Annotated in this window: 18 protein-coding genes and 1 tRNA gene; 3 read left to right on the top strand and 16 right to left on the bottom strand. The window is 42.2% G+C overall.

Annotation, left to right across the window (positions count from 1 at the left end; translation table 11 throughout):
* Positions 1-34 precede the first annotated feature (34 nt).
* From JWQ34_RS08480 to JWQ34_RS08410, 15 genes are all read right to left on the bottom strand, one after another.
* A complete protein-coding gene (locus tag JWQ34_RS08480; protein WP_299356438.1) occupies positions 35-1,552 on the bottom strand; it encodes an alpha-isopropylmalate synthase regulatory domain-containing protein in 1,518 nt (505 codons plus the stop codon).
* 227 nt (positions 1,553-1,779) lie between these two features.
* Positions 1,780-2,376 carry a 3-isopropylmalate dehydratase small subunit gene (gene leuD / locus JWQ34_RS08475; RefSeq protein ID WP_299356553.1) on the bottom strand — a complete coding sequence of 199 codons (597 nt, stop codon included), beginning with the start codon at positions 2,374-2,376 and terminating at the stop codon, positions 1,780-1,782.
* Between the two features lie 88 nt (positions 2,377-2,464).
* Positions 2,465-3,871 carry a 3-isopropylmalate dehydratase large subunit gene (gene leuC / locus JWQ34_RS08470; protein ID WP_299356437.1) on the bottom strand — a complete coding sequence of 469 codons (1,407 nt, stop codon included), beginning with the start codon at positions 3,869-3,871 and terminating at the stop codon, positions 2,465-2,467.
* A 14-nt stretch (positions 3,872-3,885) separates the two neighbouring features.
* Positions 3,886-5,070, bottom strand: coding sequence for a 2-isopropylmalate synthase (locus JWQ34_RS08465; RefSeq protein ID WP_299356435.1), 1,185 nt, complete (start codon positions 5,068-5,070; stop codon positions 3,886-3,888).
* Between the two features lie 113 nt (positions 5,071-5,183).
* Positions 5,184-6,242: a ketol-acid reductoisomerase gene (gene ilvC, locus JWQ34_RS08460; RefSeq protein ID WP_299356433.1), complete on the bottom strand. Its 1,059-nt coding sequence runs from the start codon at positions 6,240-6,242 to the stop codon at positions 5,184-5,186.
* 126 nt (positions 6,243-6,368) lie between these two features.
* The gene (gene ilvN / locus JWQ34_RS08455) at positions 6,369-6,974 is read right to left on the bottom strand and encodes an acetolactate synthase small subunit (protein ID WP_299356431.1); all 606 of its coding nucleotides are present in this window, start codon (positions 6,972-6,974) and stop codon (positions 6,369-6,371) included.
* 12 nt (positions 6,975-6,986) lie between these two features.
* Complete coding sequence (gene ilvB / locus JWQ34_RS08450; protein ID WP_299356429.1) at positions 6,987-8,726, bottom strand: biosynthetic-type acetolactate synthase large subunit; 1,740 nt, start codon at positions 8,724-8,726, stop codon at positions 6,987-6,989.
* A gap of 96 nt (positions 8,727-8,822) precedes the next feature.
* A complete protein-coding gene (gene ilvD / locus JWQ34_RS08445; RefSeq protein ID WP_299356427.1) occupies positions 8,823-10,532 on the bottom strand; it encodes a dihydroxy-acid dehydratase in 1,710 nt (569 codons plus the stop codon).
* Positions 10,533-11,103: 571 nt separating this feature from the next.
* Complete coding sequence (gene atpC, locus JWQ34_RS08440) at positions 11,104-11,352, bottom strand: ATP synthase F1 subunit epsilon (RefSeq protein WP_299356425.1); 249 nt, start codon at positions 11,350-11,352, stop codon at positions 11,104-11,106.
* A gap of 81 nt (positions 11,353-11,433) precedes the next feature.
* Positions 11,434-12,939, bottom strand: coding sequence for a F0F1 ATP synthase subunit beta (atpD, locus tag JWQ34_RS08435; RefSeq protein ID WP_299356423.1), 1,506 nt, complete (start codon positions 12,937-12,939; stop codon positions 11,434-11,436).
* A 232-nt stretch (positions 12,940-13,171) separates the two neighbouring features.
* On the bottom strand, positions 13,172-14,158 hold the full coding sequence (locus tag JWQ34_RS08430) for an NAD(P)H-quinone oxidoreductase (RefSeq protein ID WP_299356421.1): 987 nt from the start codon (positions 14,156-14,158) through the stop codon (positions 13,172-13,174).
* Between the two features lie 55 nt (positions 14,159-14,213).
* A complete protein-coding gene (locus JWQ34_RS08425) occupies positions 14,214-14,936 on the bottom strand; it encodes a DUF4369 domain-containing protein (RefSeq protein ID WP_299356419.1) in 723 nt (240 codons plus the stop codon).
* Between the two features lie 69 nt (positions 14,937-15,005).
* Positions 15,006-15,764: an oxygenase MpaB family protein gene (locus tag JWQ34_RS08420; RefSeq protein ID WP_299356417.1), complete on the bottom strand. Its 759-nt coding sequence runs from the start codon at positions 15,762-15,764 to the stop codon at positions 15,006-15,008.
* On the bottom strand, positions 15,761-16,246 hold the full coding sequence (locus JWQ34_RS08415) for a hypothetical protein (protein WP_299356415.1): 486 nt from the start codon (positions 16,244-16,246) through the stop codon (positions 15,761-15,763). The genes JWQ34_RS08420 and JWQ34_RS08415 overlap by 4 nt, the downstream gene beginning before the upstream one ends.
* Complete coding sequence (locus tag JWQ34_RS08410) at positions 16,224-16,607, bottom strand: DUF2809 domain-containing protein (protein ID WP_299356413.1); 384 nt, start codon at positions 16,605-16,607, stop codon at positions 16,224-16,226. Before JWQ34_RS08410 ends, JWQ34_RS08415 begins: the two co-directional genes overlap by 23 nt.
* 201 nt (positions 16,608-16,808) lie before the next feature.
* Here JWQ34_RS08410 and JWQ34_RS08405 point away from each other — a divergent pair.
* From JWQ34_RS08405 to obgE, 3 genes are all read left to right on the top strand, one after another.
* A tRNA-Arg gene (locus tag JWQ34_RS08405) sits at positions 16,809-16,882 on the top strand.
* A 56-nt stretch (positions 16,883-16,938) separates the two neighbouring features.
* Positions 16,939-17,514 carry an adenylate kinase gene (locus JWQ34_RS08400; protein WP_299356411.1) on the top strand — a complete coding sequence of 192 codons (576 nt, stop codon included), beginning with the start codon at positions 16,939-16,941 and terminating at the stop codon, positions 17,512-17,514.
* Positions 17,515-17,642: 128 nt separating this feature from the next.
* Positions 17,643-18,644, top strand: coding sequence for a GTPase ObgE (gene obgE, locus JWQ34_RS08395; RefSeq protein ID WP_299356409.1), 1,002 nt, complete (start codon positions 17,643-17,645; stop codon positions 18,642-18,644).
* A 61-nt stretch (positions 18,645-18,705) separates the two neighbouring features.
* Here the strand turns inward: obgE and JWQ34_RS08390 are convergent.
* Positions 18,706-19,265: WcaF family extracellular polysaccharide biosynthesis acetyltransferase (locus tag JWQ34_RS08390; protein WP_367278605.1), on the bottom strand; the 560-nt coding region annotated here is incomplete at its 5' end.

Genomic DNA, 19,265 nt, shown 5'->3' with positions numbered 1-19,265 from the left:
CCACGCTCGTTCCTCGCTCGCAATGACGGCTTTGTTATATTATATTCAGCATCTTCTGCGTGGCCTTAATGGCGCAAACGGTTTGATCCGAATCTAAACCGCGGGTTATAAATTTCTTCTCGGGCGTTTCCCAGGTGATGATGGTTTCGCATAACGCGTCCGAGCTGCTGCCTGGGGCAATGCGTACGGCGTAATCAATCAGTTTGGGTAACGTTCTTTGTTTCTTGGTATAAACTTTGGCCAGCGCATTCATAAAGGCATCAAACTGGCCATCGCCTTGCGCGTTCTCTTCAAATTTTTCACCATCAATACTTACCGATATAGTTGCCGATGGGCGCAAACCCATAGCGTTCATCAGTACATACGAGTCTACAATAACCTTTTCGTCATACAAACTGCTATCTAATACATCGGATATGATATAAGGCAGATCTTCTTTAGTAACCGTTTCTTTTTTATCGCCTAATTCAATAACCCGTTGGGTAACTTTTTTAAGGTCGGCATCATTTAGTTTAAGGCCCAGTTCCTGCAGATTTTTTTCGATGTTGGCTTTGCCTGATGTTTTACCCAACGCATACTCGCGTTTGCGTCCAAAACGCTCCGGAAGCAAATCGTTAAAATACAGATTGTTCTTGTTATCGCCATCGGCGTGTATGCCTGCGGTTTGGGTAAATACATTTTCGCCGACAATAGGTTTGTTCGTTGGAATCCGTACACCCGAAAAGGTCTCCACCAATTTACTAACGGTATAGATGGATGACTCTTTCAACGCAATTTCCACCTCGGGCGCGAAATCATTTATTACGGCTACGGCACTGGCTAATGCCGCGTTGCCGGCCCGCTCGCCCATACCGTTTACGGTTAGGTGCAGGCCATGTATGCCGGCTTTTATGGCTTCCAAAACATTCGCGGTCCCCAGGTCATAGTCATTATGGGCATGGAAATCAAAATGGATACCCGGATATTTAGCTATCAGTGCCGATAAAAACTTATAGGTTTCGGCAGGTGTTAAAACGCCCAGCGTATCCGGCAGTAAAATTCTTTTTACCGGTTGTTTGGTAATAAAATCAAGATACTGGTAAACATAATCGGGCGAGTTACGCATACCGTTACTCCAATCCTCTAAATAAACATTGGTGGCAATGCCATTTTTAGCGGCCAGCTCAATTATCTGTTTTATCTCGGCAAAATGTTGCTCGGGTGTTTTTTTAAGCTGATGGGTGAGGTGATTTAACGAGCCTTTTGTTAAAAGATTCTGCACCTTTACCCCGGCGTTGATCATCCAATCAATAGATACCCCATTATCAACAAACGACAGTACTTCTATGCGATCAGTATAGCCATTTGCGGCCGCCCAGGTTGAAATTGTTTTAACCGCCTGAAACTCGCCTTCTGATACCCGTGCCGATGCTATCTCAACACGATCAACCCAAAGTTCTTCCAGCAATAATTGGGTGATGGTTAGTTTTTCTGAAATAGAAAAAGACACGCCCGATGTTTGTTCGCCATCGCGCAGTGTGGTATCCATTATCTCTATCTTCCTTCTTTCCATTGTAGTTAAGTTAGCTGCCAAGGTAGCTACTGTATATTAAGGTAAAAACGTTTAGCTATGGTGAAACGCCTTCGATTGGTGTTAATAATGTAATGCAAAAAGCGGCGGGCTGTGTGATTCCCCTCTTGAGAGGGGTGGAGGGGGTGTGTCCTTTCGCTCGTATAACACACCCCTGCTTTCGCACGGCCCTACGCGCCCCCTCTAAAGAGGGGAACTTTTAGTCGTATTTAAATAGGAAGCTGCGCTGCAAACTCCTCAATTTCGCCTTTTATGCTTTGCAGATAATCAATATCATCAAAGCCGTTAAGCATATTATTCTTTTTGTACGAGTTAATTTCAAACGTTTCTTTTTCGCCGGTGGCTAAAAGGGTGATAGTTTGATTTGGCAGGTTTACTTCGATCTCTGTTTTCGGATCAGCAAATATCGCCGCGAAGATCTTCTCAGAAAACTCCGGACTAACCTGTACCGGTAATACGCCAATGTTTAGACAATTACCTCTAAAAATATCAGCAAAAAAGCTGGACACCACGCAACGGAAACCATAATCGTAAACTGACCAGGCGGCGTGCTCTCTTGATGAGCCCGAACCAAAGTTTTTACCACCTACCAGTATTTTACCGGTATAGGTAGGGTCGTTTAATACAAAGTCTTTTTTGGGCGTATTGTCCGGATTGTACCGCCAGTCGCGGAAAAGGTTATCACCAAAACCAACGCGCTCCGTAGCTTTTAAAAAGCGGGCAGGTATTAATTGGTCGGTATCCACATTCTCTATAGGCAATGGTACCGCGGTGCTTGTAAGTATGTTAAATTTATCGTAAGCCATGTTTTTTAGTTTATAGTCCATGGTCCATAGTCGATAGTTCTTGGATAGCGGTCAGCTATGGACTATCGACTATGGTCTATGGACCTCTTTATGCTAATTCTTCAATTAATGTTCTTGGATCTGTAACTACGCCGGTGATGGCTGCTGCTGCTGCAACAAGCGGACTAGCCAGCATGGTGCGTGATCCCGGTCCTTGTCTGCCCTCGAAGTTCCTGTTTGAGGTACTTACCGCGTATTTGCCTGCAGGTACTTTATCATCATTCATAGCTAAACAAGCCGAGCAACCGGGCTGGCGCAGTTCAAATCCGGCTTCGGTTAAAATATCCAATAAGCCTTCTTCTTTAATTTGTGCCTCAACAATATGCGATCCCGGTACTAACCATGCTGTAACATTATCAGCTTTATGTTTGCCTTTTACAAGCGATGTAAACGCTCTGAAATCTTCTATACGGCCATTGGTACAGCTGCCAACAAATACAAAATCTACCTGTTTGCCAATCATTGAATCGCCTTCATGGAAACCCATGTAGCCTAATGATTTGGCATAAGTAGCCGCGCCGCCTTCAACATCGGCAGCGTCAGGGATATCATGCGATATACCCATGCCCATACCCGGGTTGGTACCGTAAGTTATCATGGGTTCGATGGTGGTGCCGTCAAACGTTAATTCTTTATCAAATACCGCATCGGCATCAGTTTTTAAGGTTTTGTAATAAGCTAATGCTCTGTCCCAAGCCTCGCCTTTAGGGCTAAACTCGCGGCCTTTTACGTAATTGATAGTAGTTTCATCCGGGGCGATCATGCCACCGCGGGCACCCATTTCAATACTAAGGTTACAAACGGTCATACGGCCTTCCATGCTCATGTTCTCAAAAACATCACCAGCATATTCTACAAAATAACCTGTAGCGCCTGATGTTGTTAACTGCGAAATGATAAACAAAGCCACATCTTTAGGTGTAACCGCCTTGCCTAATTTGCCATTAATATTAATGCGCATTTTTTTAGGCTTTGGCTGCATGATGCATTGGGTAGCCAAAACCATTTCAACTTCGGACGTACCGATACCAAACGCAATGGCACCAAAAGCACCGTGGGTTGAGGTATGCGAGTCGCCACAAACAATAGTAGCGCCGGGTTGGGTTATACCATACTCAGGGCCTACTACGTGTACGATACCATTTTTTTGATGACCTAATCCCCAGTGGCTAATGCCGTACTCTTTCGAGTTTGACTCCAGCATGTGTAACTGGTTAGCTGATAGCGGATCGGCAACCGGCTGGTCCTGGTGAATGGTTGGTGTATTATGGTCGGCAGTAGCAAATGTACGGTTAGGGTACAAAACGCTTATGCCCCTGGTTTTTAAGCCTAAAAAGGCAACAGGGCTGGTAACCTCGTGAATAAGGTGTCTGTCAATAAATAACACATCCGGTCCGCCGTCAATTTTACGTACTACGTGCGTGTCCCACACTTTATCAAATAATGTCTTGCTCATTTTTATTTCTATTATTATCTTTTTTGCATAGCCTGAACGTACGAGTTATCGGCGGTCATCAGCAATAAAAGGTCATCATCATTAATATCTAATTTATTATCGGCCAAAGTAAGGAAACGGTGATAGGCATCACTCAATTCATCTTTATTAAGGTTGATGCCTAAACGCTCCAAATGGAACTTTAAAGCATGCCTGCCGCTGCGCGCAGTAAGCACAATGCTCGCATTAGGAAAACCAACGTCTTCGGGGCGGATAATTTCGTAATTCTCACGGTTTTTCAGGAAACCATCCTGGTGGATGCCTGAACTATGTGCAAATGCGTTGCTGCCAACAATAGCCTTATTTGGCTGTACCGGCATGCGCATTTGCGAGCTAACCATGCGGCTAAGCTCATAAAAATTCTTTGCGTTGATGTTGGTGTGTAAGCCTAAAGCATGATGTGTCCTTAATATCATCACCACCTCTTCAATTGCGGTATTACCCGCACGCTCACCAATGCCATTAATGGTGCCTTCTATTTGGCGGGCACCGTTTTGCAAGCCTGCAATGGAGTTTGCCGTAGCTAAACCCAAATCGTTATGGCAATGCACAGATATAATGGCTTTATCAATATTCTTAACGTTCTCTTTCAGGAACTTAATTTTTTCGCCATATTGGTCGGGCAGGCAATAGCCGTTGGTATCGGGTATGTTTACTACGGTAGCACCAGCTGCAATAACAGCCTCGATCATTTGAGCCAGGTAGCGAACATCGGCACGGCCTGCATCCTCGGCATAAAACTCAATATCTTCAACAGATTTTTTGGCATATTTTACAGCTTCAACAGCACGCACTAAAATCTCTTCGCGGGTGCTGTTAAACTTGTTCTTGATATGCATATCAGACGAGCCAATGCCAGTGTGAATACGTGGGTGTTTTGCATATCTTAATGATTCTACAGCGGCGTCAATATCGCCTTTGTTAGCACGGGTTAATGCGCAAACGATCGGGTTCTTTACAGCTTTTGATATTTCTACCACACTCTGGAAATCGCCGGGGCTTGATATAGGGAAACCCGCTTCAATAATGTCAACGCCTAATGCTTCCAGTTCGTGGGCTATCTCAATTTTTTCAGGGGTAGTTAACTGGCAGCCCGGTACCTGCTCGCCATCGCGTAGCGTGGTATCAAAAACGTAGACTCGGTTTGGATCGTGTAACATATTTTTTTGTTTTGTTGTTGATTATCTTAATTAGTATCAAGTAGTGAGTATCAAGTATCAAGACTTTTATTTTGCCAGTCTTGCTACTTGATACTATATACTTACTACTTAACTTATGCTTCTACAGCCTGATTCTCAGGGCGTAAACTGCGTACAGTTTTGCCTGCTTGCCATAATTCGCTGTCGCGTAGTTCTTTTAGCTCAGCGTCCAGTTTCTCACGGTAATCGGTTTTGCTGTTAGAGTCGATTGATTTTTGTGACTCAACACCGGTAGCAACACTTTTGTATAAATCTTCAAACACCGGTTTAGTAGCGTCACGGAATTTTTTCCACCAATCTAAAGCGCCACGTTGTGCAGTGGTCGAGCAATTTGCATACATCCAATCCATACCATTTTCTGCAACTAAAGGAATTAATGATTGGGTTAACTCTTCAACAGTTTCGTTAAACGACTCGGAAGGAGAGTGGCCATTGCTGCGTAATACATCGTATTGTGCAGCAAAAATACCCTGGATACAACCCATTAGCGTACCGCGCTCGCCGGTTAAATCGCTGTATACTTCTTTACGGAAATCTGTTTCGAATAAATAACCGCTGCCAACCGCGATACCTAAAGCGATAACACGCTCGAAAGCACGGCCTGTAGCATCCTGGAAAATAGCGTAGCTTGAGTTTAAGCCACGGCCTTGCAAGAACATACGACGCAATGAAGTCCCTGATCCTTTTGGTGCAACTAAAAATACGTCAACATCAGCAGGAGGGATGATACCGGTTTGCTCATTGAAAGTAATGCCGAAACCATGAGAAAAATATAATGCTTTACCTGGAGTTAAATGTTTTTTAACAGTTGGCCATAAAGCAATTTGCGCTGCATCGCTTAATAAATAACAAATTACAGTGCCTTTTTCCAAAGCTTCTTCGATCTCAAAAAGAGTTTCGCCCGGTACAAAACCATCGCTAACAGCTTTATCCCATGATTTAGAATTTTTACGCTGACCAACAATTACATTGATACCGTTGTCTTTTTGATTAAGCGCCTGGCCGGGGCCTTGTACGCCATAACCGATAACAGCTACTACTTCGTTTTTTAAAATGTCTTGTGCCTTTGCTAAAGGGAACTCCTCGCGGGTTACTACATTTTCTTCAGTAGTGCCGAAAATTAATTTTGCCATGATTTTTGTTTTTATTGATTTTGATTACACCGATGTTTTTAATGTTGATACACCGATTGGTTTATGTTACTTTTTTATTTAATAATTACTCTTTCCTTTTTGGTCCCCCTTTAGGGGGCTGGGGAGCTACATGGTAAATACTTTGCTGCCCTTGTTTAAATATTCGTTTTCTATTACTTCTTCGCCTGGTTCTAAACGTTCAAACTCACGTAGTTTAGAGTTAAAGCCTTCACTATCTTTAATAATAGCTACCCGTGCACTTCGCACAAATTCTATCAGCCCGAAGGGTTGCAGTATGTTGATCAGGTTATCGGTTTCTTCGCGATGGCCTGTTGTTTCAAACACGGTATAATCTTTACGGATAACAACCGCGCGTGCACCATTTTCGCGCAGTAAACGCTCAACGCTAACTTTCTCGGCAATTACATCGGTCGATACCTTGTATAAGGCCAGTTCCTGCCAGATCACATCCTCATTAGTATGGTAGTACACTTTTAAAACTTCCACCTGTTTTTCTATTTGGCGGGTAAGCTTGCGTACTACTTCTTCTGATTCGGTTATTACGATATTAAAGCGGTGGATACTCTCTATCTCTGATGGAGAAGTATTCAGGCTATCTATATTTATTTTACGGCGCGTGAATATGATCGCTATCCTGTTCAGCAAACCAACCTGGTTCTCTGTATAGATAGTGATGTTATATTCCTGCTGTATTGTTTCTTCGTTGCTCATTGTCTTCTTCGATTATTTCAACCTGATCTCACTAACACTGCATCCTTGTGGTACCATGGGGAATACATTGTTTTCCTTGGTAACCAACACTTCCAACAGGAATGAACCTTTATTATCCAGCATCTCTTTTAAAGCGCCTTGTAAGTCCTCCCTTTCGGCTATGCATTTACCCGGTATACGATATGCCGCAGCTAATGCCACAAAATCAGGGCTTTGGATATCCACAAATGAATACCTGCGCTCATTAAACAATTCCTGCCACTGGCGCACCATGCCTAAGAAACGGTTGTTAAGGATGATGATCTTCACATCAACGCCCGATTGCATGATGGTGCCTAATTCCTGGCAAGTCATCTGGAAACCGCCATCGCCAATAATGGCTACTACAGTACGGTCTTGTGCGCCATATTTAGCGCCTATGGCTGCTGGTAATGCAAAACCCATAGTGCCTAAACCACCACTGGTAACATTGCTGCGTGTTTTGTTAAACTGCGCATAACGGCAAGCCACCATTTGGTGCTGGCCAACATCAGTAACAATAATAGCCTCGCCGTGGGTAAGGTCGTTTAGTTGTTTTATCACTTCGCCCATGGTCATTTCGCCCGATGTTGGGTTCAGTTCGTCATGTATTACGGCTTCAACTTCTTTGCGGGTATATTCGTTAAATAGTTTTACCCACTCGGTATGTTGTTTTTCTTCAACTAAAGCGGTTAACAAAGGCAATGTTTCTTTACAATCGCCCCAAACGGGTACGGTTGTTTTAACGTTTTTATCTATCTCGGCAGGGTCAATATCCAAATGGATAACCTTTGCCTGTTTAGCGTATTTATCTAAACGGCCCGTAACGCGGTCGTCAAAACGCATACCAATGGCTATTAACACATCGCAGTCGTTAGTTAACACGTTTGGCCCATAATTACCGTGCATGCCCAACATACCCACATTTAAAGGGTGACCCGTAGGGATAGCGCCAGCACCTAAAATGGTCCATGCCGCAGGGATACCGCTTTTTTCTACAAAGGCTTTAAATTCCTGCTCGGCACTGCCTAATAGTACACCCTGGCCAAATAATATAAATGGTTTTTTGGCTTGATTAATTAAAGCCGCTGCCTGCTCAATATACTGCATGCGCACAATTGGTTTTGGGCGATAACTGCGGATATGGTTACACTTAGTATAACCTTCGTAATCAAATAACTGTATCTGCGCGTTTTTGGTAATGTCTATCAATACTGGTCCCGGGCGACCACTTTTGGCGATATAAAACGCCTTGGCAATAACTTCCGGAATTTCGTTAGCATCAGTTACCTGGTAGTTCCATTTGGTAACCGGGGTAGTGATGTTTATTACGTCTGTTTCCTGGAAAGCATCGGTACCTAAAAGGTGCGCGAAAACCTGGCCGGTGATACAAACTAATGGCGTACTGTCTATTTGTGCATCGGCTAAGCCTGTTACCAGGTTGGTAGCGCCGGGACCGCTGGTTGCGAAAACCACACCCACTTTACCTGATGTACGTGCATAACCCTGGCCGGCATGTGTGCCGCCTTGCTCATGCCTAACTAATATGTGATTAAGCTTATCATTATAATCATACAAAGCATCATAAATAGGCATAATGGCACCACCCGGATAACCGAAGATGGTATCAACGCCTTCTGCAATTAATGCTTCTAATAATGCAACCGATCCGGAAACCTTTGTGGTTTCTTTTGCGGGCGCTTGTGTTAGTATTTCCTGTTGTGCAACTTCCATACCTTATGTTTGTTATACGTAGTACGTTTTATGTTATACGTTTTGTTTTTCTATTTGATTTGAATACGTACAACGTATAACGTCATACGTACAACCTTACTCCATCTCGTCTGTTACGCAACCTTCGGCTGCATTTGAAACAGTTTTGGCGTACCTGTATAGTAAACCTTTTGTAACTTTTAACTTGGGTTGAATCCAGGCTGCTTTACGGGCTGCCATTTCTTCGTCTGATAAGATTACATTGATCCGGTTAGTTACCGCATCAATAATAATTTTATCCTCGTCCTTAATTAAGGCAATCGCCCCGCCGTCAAAAGCTTCAGGGGTGATATGGCCTACCACAAATCCATGTGTTCCGCCGCTAAAACGTCCATCGGTAATTAAAGCTACCGAGCTGCCTAAGCCTGCGCCAAAAATGGCTGATGTTGGTTTAAGCATTTCGGGCATACCGGGCGCGCCTTTAGGGCCAACGTTGCGGATAACCACCACATCACCTTTTTTGACTCGGCCGCTTGATATGCCTTTTATCAGTTCAAATTCGCCGTCAAACACACGGGCAGGTCCTTCAAAATGAGTTCCCTCTTTACCGCTTATCTTGGCTACGCTGCCACCTTTGGCAATATTGCCGTAAAGTATCTGTAAGTGACCGGTAGCCTTAACAGGCGCTTCAACCGGCCATATAATTTTTTGTGTATCAAAGCCTAACTCGGGTACGTCTGCTAAGTTCTCGGCAATAGTTTTACCGGTTACAGTCAAACACTCGCCATGCAGCCAGCCTTGTTTAAGGCAATATTTCATTACCGCAGGTACACCGCCAACGTTGTGCAGATCCTCCATCATGTATTTGCCGCTTGGCTTCATATCAGCCAGTACCGGTATGCGGTTGCTGACAGTTTGGAAGTCGTCCTGCGTTACTTTAACATCAACACTTTTTGCCATGGCTATCATGTGCAATACCGCGTTGGTACTTCCACCTAATACCATAATTACCACCATCGCATTCTCAAATGCTTTGCGGGTCATGATATCGCTTGGTTTAATATCTTTCTCTAATAATATCTTAATGGCTTTGCCAGCCGCTAAACACTCGGCTTTCTTTTCTTCGCTAAGCGCAGGGTTTGAAGACGAATAAGGCAAGCTCATGCCCAATGCTTCAATAGCGGCAGCCATAGTGTTAGCCGTATATACACCACCGCAGGCACCCGCACTTGGGCAGGCATTTTTAATTACGCCCATAAAATCAATATCATCCATTGTGCCGGCAATCTTTTTGCCTAAAGCTTCAAAAGCAGATACAATATTAAGGTCTTCACCTTTCCAGTGGCCCGGTTTTATAGTGCCACCGTATACCATTATAGATGGACGGTTCAATCGGCCCATTGCCATAATAGAGCCAGGCATGTTTTTATCGCATCCCGGCAGGGTAATTAAACCATCATAATATTGCGCGCCGGTAACGGCTTCAATCGAATCAGCAATTATATCACGGCTTACTAACGAGTAGCGCATACCTTCGGTACCATTGCTCATACCATCACTCACACCAATAGTGTGAAATATCAAGCCAACCAAATCCTCGTCCCAAATACCTTTCTTAACAATCTTAGCCAGGTCATTTAAGTGCATGTTGCAGGTATTGCCGTCATAGCCCATACTTGCCACACCTACCTGCGCTTTTTTCATGTCATCATCAGTCAGGCCGATGCCGTAAAGCATGGCCTGTGCGGCTGGTTGGGTAGGGTCCTGCGTAAAAGTTTTGCTGTACTTATTTAATTCTACGCCGGTTGTGCTTTTAGATGAACTCATTTTTTAGTAGTATTTTTTGTTGCAGGATTTAGGTTTCCTGATGATTGCTTTTATGTTACTGTTAAGATAGGTATCCCCAAAAAAACTGGCAATAGCATATCTAACTTTTTTTAAATAAATACTATATTCTTATTTATTAGTTAAATATATCTATATAATTCTTATTATGGCAATAAAATCAGAATTATATTTTTAAGCTACTATACCAAAGTTTAAAACGGTATTCGGTATGGTTTTTATGCATGCATAGCAAATGGCGTTTTTTCTGCCTAAAATGGGGGTAGGGGGTAAAATAGTTGGTTAAAATGGGTTGTGTTTTTAGGCTGACTATAGGGTAAACTTGTCGCACGTTGTCTATCCAAGACAAGCAGCTCGATTACCTATCGCTTGGTGACGCTCAATTGCCGCTAAGGCTGTTCCTTTTGTCTTGAGTGGCTGTTGCGCAACAGCCACTCAAGCAAAAAGTAATGGGCCCTAGCGGTCAAGAGCGCTACGACGCTGATAAGAAACGATCGAAACAAAAAAGGCCCGGATAAACTATCCGAGCCTTTAAAAATTGTCTTATAAAATTTTAGTGTTGCTCTATACCTTCGGCCAATACAGTTACTATATTGTTTGAAGCTTCAACAACACCGCCTTTAATAAAAAAAACTTCTTCTTTACCACTGCCACGCACGGTTAATTTACCATCCTGTAAAGTAGAGATGATAGGTGCGTGATGGTTTAATATCTCAAAAAAACCCAAAGTGCCCGGAAGGGTTACCGAGGTAGCCTCGCCTTCAAACACTTTTTTATCGGGAGTAAGGATTTCTAATGTCATTTTGTTAGTATTAAGTAGTTAGTATCAAGTATCAAGTAGCAAGGTTAAATTGTCTTACTACTTGATACTAATTATTTGCTACTAGCTATTTGCTTCTTCTAATAATTTTTTACCTTTTTCGATAGCATCTTCAATGCTGCCTACAAGGTTAAATGCACCTTCAGGATATTGATCTACTTCGCCATCCATGATCATGTTAAAGCCTTTAATGGTGTCTTTAATATCAACTAACACACCTTTTAAGCCGGTAAACTGCTCTGCTACGAAGAATGGCTGAGACAAGAAACGCTGAACACGACGAGCGCGGGATACTACTAATTTATCTTCTTCAGATAATTCGTCCATACCTAAGATGGCGATGATATCCTGTAACTCTTTGTAACGTTGTAGAGTTTCTTTAACGCGTTGAGCAGTATTGTAATGCTCGTCGCCTAAGATAGACGGACTAAGGATACGTGAAGTTGAATCCAAAGGATCTACCGCAGGGTAGATACCAAGCTCGGCAATTTTACGTGACAATACGGTAGTAGCATCTAAGTGGGCGAAGGTTGTAGCCGGCGCAGGGTCGGTCAAATCATCCGCAGGTACGTAAACCGCTTGTACTGATGTAATAGATCCGCGTTTGGTTGAAGTAATACGCTCCTGCATGGTACCCATCTCTGTTGCCAAAGTTGGCTGGTAACCTACCGCTGAAGGCATACGACCTAATAACGCTGATACTTCTGATCCGGCTTGTGTAAAGCGGAAGATGTTATCAACGAAGAATAATATATCACGGCCTTTACCTTCTGCATCACCATCGCGGAAATACTCGGCAATAGTTAAACCAGAAAGCGCCACACGTGCACGTGCACCAGGAGGCTCGTTCATTTGTCCGAAAACGAAAGTTGCTTTTGATTCTTTCAAAGCTTCGTTGTCGATCTTAGTCAGATCCCAACCACCTTCTTCCATTGAATGCATAAATGCGTCACCATATTTTATAATGCCTGATTCCAGCATCTCACGCAAAAGGTCATTACCTTCACGTGTACGCTCACCCACACCGGCAAATACTGATAAACCATCATACGCTTTCGCGATGTTGTTGATCAGCTCCTGGATTAATACAGTCTTGCCTACACCGGCACCACCAAACAATCCAATTTTACCACCTTTTACGTAAGGCTCTAATAAGTCGATAACTTTAATACCGGTAAACAATATTTCAGACTCGGTTGAAAGATCTTCAAAACGCGGAGGTGCCGCGTGAATTGGACGACCATTGGTTTTATCTAAGTTAGCAATACCGTCAATAGCATCACCAACCACATTAAACACACGGCCTTTAATATTATCGCCGACAGGCATTTTTATTGCCGATTCTAAGTCTAAAACGGGCATACCGCGCAATAAACCATCAGTTGAATCCATGGCAACCGCACGTACGCGGTCTTCGCCTAAGTGCTGTTGAACCTCTAAAACAACCTTTTGGCCGTTATCTTTAGTGATCTCTAACGCACTGTAAATTTTAGGAAGATGTGCATTCTCTGCAAAACTAACGTCGACTACCGGACCGATGATCCGTGATATTTTTCCAATGTTTGGCATATATAACCGGGTATTTTTTAAATATACTTTTTTAAAATAACTTGAAACCTTTTCGCGCTATTTCAGGGCGCAAAGTTAAGGTTTATAATACAATATTAAAATACTTAAAGTAAGATTTTTTAGGCTTTTTTTTAATGAAAGCGATATAAACTATTACTTATAGCAGGATATTTTATAAAAACCGAATTATGATTTATAAATCACTAATATTTAATGAGTTGTATAAACTAATTTAGCCCTCAAAACTCAAAACTATTTTACCAATGTGTTTACTGCTTTCCATTAAGGCATGAGCCTGGGCCGCCTGGCTGGCGGGAAATATGGCGTTAACAACCGGTTTTATTTGCCCCGATGCAATTAACGGCCAGATATTTTTTTGCAATGAAGCCGCTATATCGGCTTTAAAACCAACGTCCCTGGCCCTTAAAGCAGAGCCGGTTATGGTAAGCCGTTTGCGTAGTATCACCGAAAGATCGATCTGAGTATCCTTGCCCTCCATCATATTAATCATTACCAGTCGGCCATCATCAGCCAATACCTGCAGATTGCGTGGCGCATAATTGCCGCCAACCATATCTAAAATAACGTTAACGCCTTTGCCATTAGTGATTTCTTTCAACACAGCCACAAAATCTTCGGTTTTATAATTGATGGCTTTGGTGGCGCCAAGGTCTTCGCAAAACTTACATTTCTCATATGAGCCCGCGGTAACATACACTACACTACCCATGGCTTTTGCCATTTGTATGGCTGTTACGCCAATACCGCTTGATCCGCCGTGTACCAGCAAACTCTCGCCGGGTTGCAGGCGGCCACGATCAAACACATTGCTCCATACGGTAAAGAAGGTTTCCGGCAGGGATGCGGCTTCTATGAAAGTTAGATTATCGGGGATAGGCAGGCATTGTCCTTCGGGTACATTGCAGTACTCGGCATAGCCGCCGCCTGCAACCAGGGCGCAAACTTTATCGCCAATTTTAAAGCGGGTAACGCCGCTACCTACCTCGGTAATTATCCCGGCTATTTCCAATCCCGGGATATCCTGCGGTGCACCAACAGGTGGGGGATAGTGACCTTTGCGCTGCGCAACATCAGGGCGGTTAACGCCTGCAGCCGCAACTTTTACCAATACTTCATTAGCAGTAAATTGCGGTATGGGCCTTTCGGCTATTTGCAAAACTTCGGGCGCGCCGGGTTGGGTAATTATTATTGCTTTCATAGGAGAACTAATATCAGCATAATAAACCCTTACAGATCAATGAATGTTTGTTGCTTTATTTTGCCAACCCTTTTTGTAATAACCTGCCAGATACGCTATATTTTACCGGGGTTGTAAATGTATTGTAGAATATTTTTGCAGAATCGGCTTTAATCTTTTGCCAATCATAATAGTAGTTGGTTAAATAGGCGCTTAAATAAGAGTTTGAATGTGTGATAATAAACTTATAGTCTGCTTGTTTTAGCTGCTCATCGCATATATTAACTTTATGCCCCACTAACATGTGCGCTTCATGGTTTTTAGGTGTATTACCAGCACTTGAGAGTTTCCACATCTCTTTATTTAAAGAATCTCTCACCTTATACAACGGCTGCTTTTGTTGCTCTAACTTATTCCAATCATCCTGCATCATAGAGCCGATTATTTTCGCGCTAGAAAGGTCATCTCCAGTCATAAGTACCGTTATTGCACCCGGGCCTATAAACAAATCGCCAAAATAGTTTTTAATTATCCTGCCGTTTGGTTCAAAATCATTCGAAAACTCTACATTGGCGGGGCTGCTGGTGTAACCCATTATCACAAACAAATTATTTTTTACAGTTACTTTCTGCTGTATTATCTTACCATTACCATCAGGGTACCTAAACCAAATAGGCAGGGTTTGCTTACCGCTAATATGGCCAGTTAACGTAAAATTATTTGTAGTTTTTTTTTGCTGCGGATATGTCACACCAGTGCCCAAAGTGAGGGTAACTAATAAAAATAGCAGGATTTTCATGATACAGGTTTATCCATCCAAATTAATTATAAAATTTTATTTGCAATAGATTTTATAAAATAATTATGGCTATACAGTGTCTAGTTTTTTTATCTGTATTTTATAATCTGTTGGTAGCAAAGTATTCCTTAAAATACTTTCAATTTTTAATCGTCTAAAAAATTTATAAAGGCTCAATATTGGCTTTATCCATGTTGGTTTACCAAAGTTCAGCAACTCGATTACCCTTTGGGGCACCAGTAATAATTGTACTTTTATCAGTAAAGCATATCTAAGCCAGCCCAGGTGTTTTTTATATTGTTGATATAAATGATGGGTGTAGGTACTTTGCGCCAGGTTATTTTGCAGGTGGTCTTCGCGCATTTGTTTCCATTGTATAAAATTTGCCGGTAAGCCGGTCAATCCCATACGTAGGCCTACCTGGTTAAACACATTAAAAACTTCTATTTTTTCGGCAAGGGTAAGTTGCCTGTCTAAAAGTTCAAACGAACGTATAGAATAATCTATCAGCATAAACAATACATCGCGATAGGCCCAGTCGGGTATTTGCGCGCCGCGGCTTTGCTCAACGCCTTTATGTATAGCGGTAATTTTATCAATTGATGCTAATGCTGCGTCCTCTTCAGCAAAAATGATCTGCCGTGCATAGGTTACGGTAGAGAATAACCGGCCAAGTGGGTCGGCAGGCAAACGGCCGGTAAAGTATAACCAGTCTACCGCTTTATTAAGGGCAAACTCTGCCGCCGACCCTGCAAAAATGAATAGTGTAGTATCTGCCTTGCCCCAGATTTTACGTACGATAGAATCCTCGTTTACAAAGTATTTCATGTCAAACTCCTTAATTTAATAATCGCGCGGTAGCATGGTATCAGCAAAGTAAGCGTAACCACGCCAAAAGAACAATCGATCATGGTCCAGAAAAGGGGTATGCCCCTAATGTTACCAGCAATAAACGCCAGCGGGAAAATGGCTACACTTGCTATCAACCCAAATTCAATTACCCAAATATTCGTAACAGGGTCTTTTAACGGGCCTATAAATAAAATTGCTAGCATTAAATGCGCAAAGGCCAGCCAGTCGGTGCCGTAGCTTAAAAAGGGGTAATCAATATTGGTAGTACTAACGGCCTGGTAAACTTTATTAAGCCATATGGCCATTGTTGGGTTTTGCAATGGCGGGTGGTTAATGAGTAAAGCTAATTCGGTTTCGATAAGGAAAGCGGTAACGCCACTTAAAAATAATCCTATTATTACTATCCAGATCAACACCCGTATATGGTGCCGTAGTTTATTTTTTAACTGATTTTCCATAATCTAAATTTTTTTCAATGATTATTACCACCAGGATTCCCAATGTATAAGTTAACAGATCAACAAATGAGAATGAGGTGCCTAACACTATCCTTGCTGCCCGCATGTGTTCCAAACCTAACAGGTTAACTAAATGGAAGTATTGCGACACTTCAATCAGGTAAGCAAATATTAATACACTAATCGCAGTGGCAATAACCGGCGTATTAACAAAACTCTTTACAAAGCAGTAAATCAGTATCACTACCAAAAAATCACCGCCGTAGGGGCGTATAATAGCATCATCCAAATATTGACCAATAAAAACTTCGGTTATAAATAGCAATACTGTAAGTAAGAAATAAAATTTATTAAATATCATTATTAAAAGTACTTTGTAATGCAAAGTAAAATATAATTATTTACACCAGCAAGCTTTGGATGCAATAAATTTATAATCGAAAAAGCTAAAAGGGGCTGATTTTGGGGCTATTGCAGAGAAAGTGAAGTAATTTTCAAATAATTTCGACACTTTTAAAAAGAAATCCTATTTTTGCAGTCCGTTAAAAAAAGCGGATATACTGCACTTGTAGCTCAATTGGATAGAGCACCTGACTACGGATCAGGAGGTTAGGGGTTCGACTCCCTTCAAGTGCACCCTTAAAGTTAAGCCTTTCAGTATAGTACCGAAAGGCTTTTAATTTGAAAAAAGCATGCTCAACTTAGTATTATTTGGCCCGCCCGGAGCTGGGAAAGGTACTCAATCACAACATCTTATTGAAAAATATGGTTTAATCCATTTATCAACAGGCGATCTGTTGCGCAATGAGATACTACAAGGTACCGAACTTGGTTTAGAGGCTAAAAAGCTGATGGATGCAGGTATGTTGGTGCCCGATGAAGTGGTAATAGGCATGATAAGCAATAAACTTGATGCTAACAGGGATGCCGAAGGTTTTATTTTTGATGGTTTCCCGCGCACAGTTGCGCAAGCCGAAGCGTTGGATAGCTTATTAAAAAGTAAAGACTCTGCTATTACTGTTATGATAGCACTTGAAGTAAATGACGATGAGTTAGAGCATCGTTTATTATTAAGAGGTAAAGGTTCTGGCCGCCCGGATGATGCTAACCCAGAGGTTATACGCAGAAGGATAAAAGAATATAATGATAAAACTGCCCCTGTAGCCGGCTTCTATAAGGCTCAAAATAAATTTACAAGCATAAGTGGTATCGGCTCAATACATGATATTTTTGACTCGATAAGCGCTGTTATTGCCGACAAGGCGTAATTCTAATTTCGGATTTTGGATGTTCGATTTCGGATGCAGGTAGCGTAAATATTGTTACTTGCTTAGTTATCAATAGTCCATTAAAGTAAATCCGAAATCGTAATTCCGATATCCGAAATAAAATCAAAATGTCTCAAGGTTCAAATTTTGTTGATTATGTAAAAATTTGTTGTCGCTCTGGTAAGGGCGGGGCAGGTTCTGCACATTTACATCGTGACATACGTACGGCAACCGGCGGACCCGATGGTGGTGATGGTGGCCGTGGCGGACATATTATTGTAACCGGTAATGCGCAACTATGGACTTTGTTGCACCTGAAATTTAGAAAACACGTAATTGCCGGCGATGGCGACCCGGGCAGCAGCTCACTAAGCAGCGGTAAAACCGGCCGCGATGAGATACTGGAAGTGCCTCTTGGCACTATATGCCGCGATGCGGAAACAGGCGAGATCTTATTCGAAATAAATACCGATGGTGAAACAAAGGTATTAACCAAAGGTGGCCGTGGTGGCCTGGGTAATGCTAATTTTAAAACAGCAACCCGCCAAACCCCGCGTTTTGCACAGCCCGGCGAAGAAGGCCTGGAGGTGTGGAATATCCTCGAACTTAAAATATTAGCGGATGTAGGGTTAGTTGGCTTCCCAAACGCCGGTAAATCAACCTTGCTTTCGGTAGTAACTGCAGCAAAGCCGGAGATTGCTGATTATGCCTTTACAACGTTGGTACCTAACCTGGGTATTGTGGCTTACCGTAACAACAAATCGTTTGTTATGGCTGATATACCGGGGATAATAGAAGGCGCGTCAAAGGGAAAAGGATTAGGTATACGTTTCTTAAAGCATATTGAGCGTAACGCGGTATTATTGTTTATGGTGCCTGCTGATACTACCCGTACCATACAACAAGAGTATGATATATTATTAAAAGAGTTGAACGAATACAACCCCGAACTAATGCACAAACCCCGTGTATTAGCTATTACAAAATCTGATATGCTGGATGATGAATTAATTGAGGAGATGAAAGCGCAGGTACCAACGGATGTACCATCGGTATTTATATCATCAGTAGCTCAGAAGAATATTGTTGAGCTGAAAGATCTGCTTTGGAAAGAGATCAATAATCAGTAGTGTATTCAGGTGTACCCATGTGGTACCACGTGTATCTATGTGTACCTGGGTACAGTTAATATTAATTTATTTCCCTGTCGCGGACTTTTACTGCCGGATTGCCCTGATAAATAGCATAAGCATCCAGATCTTTTGTTGCTACCGACCCGGCGGAAAGTATGGCATGCGATGATACCGTTATGCCTTTGTTGACAATAGACATTGCGCCAAGCCAAACACCATCTTCCAATACTATAGTACCGGTTATCAAATCAAATGAGGGAATTTTATAATTATGACTCCCCGTCAACAAGATTACACCTTGTGATATACAAATATTTGAGCCTATAGTAACCATCACCAGGTTATCTATCCAAACATTTTCGCCTATCCAAACTTCATCCCCTATAGTAAGGTTCCAGGGATACTTTATATTAACGCCTGGTTTAACTTCAACCATGTTACCTAATTTGGCGCCAAACAAGCGCAATAAAAAATTCTTGATCCAATAAAATGGGAACAAGCTGGTTTTAAAAACTAAGGCGTTTATATAATGCCACAATATTCGTTTTATAAAATTGCCACCCGGATTATAGGGGTAATTATTGTACAATACCAGATCTGATTTTTTTTGCATATTAA

The sequence above is a fragment of the Mucilaginibacter sp. genome (assembly GCF_028288185.1).
In the GTDB taxonomy this organism is placed as follows: Bacteria; Bacteroidota; Bacteroidia; order Sphingobacteriales; family Sphingobacteriaceae; genus Mucilaginibacter.
This window is presented reverse-complemented; position numbering and strand designations above follow the sequence as displayed.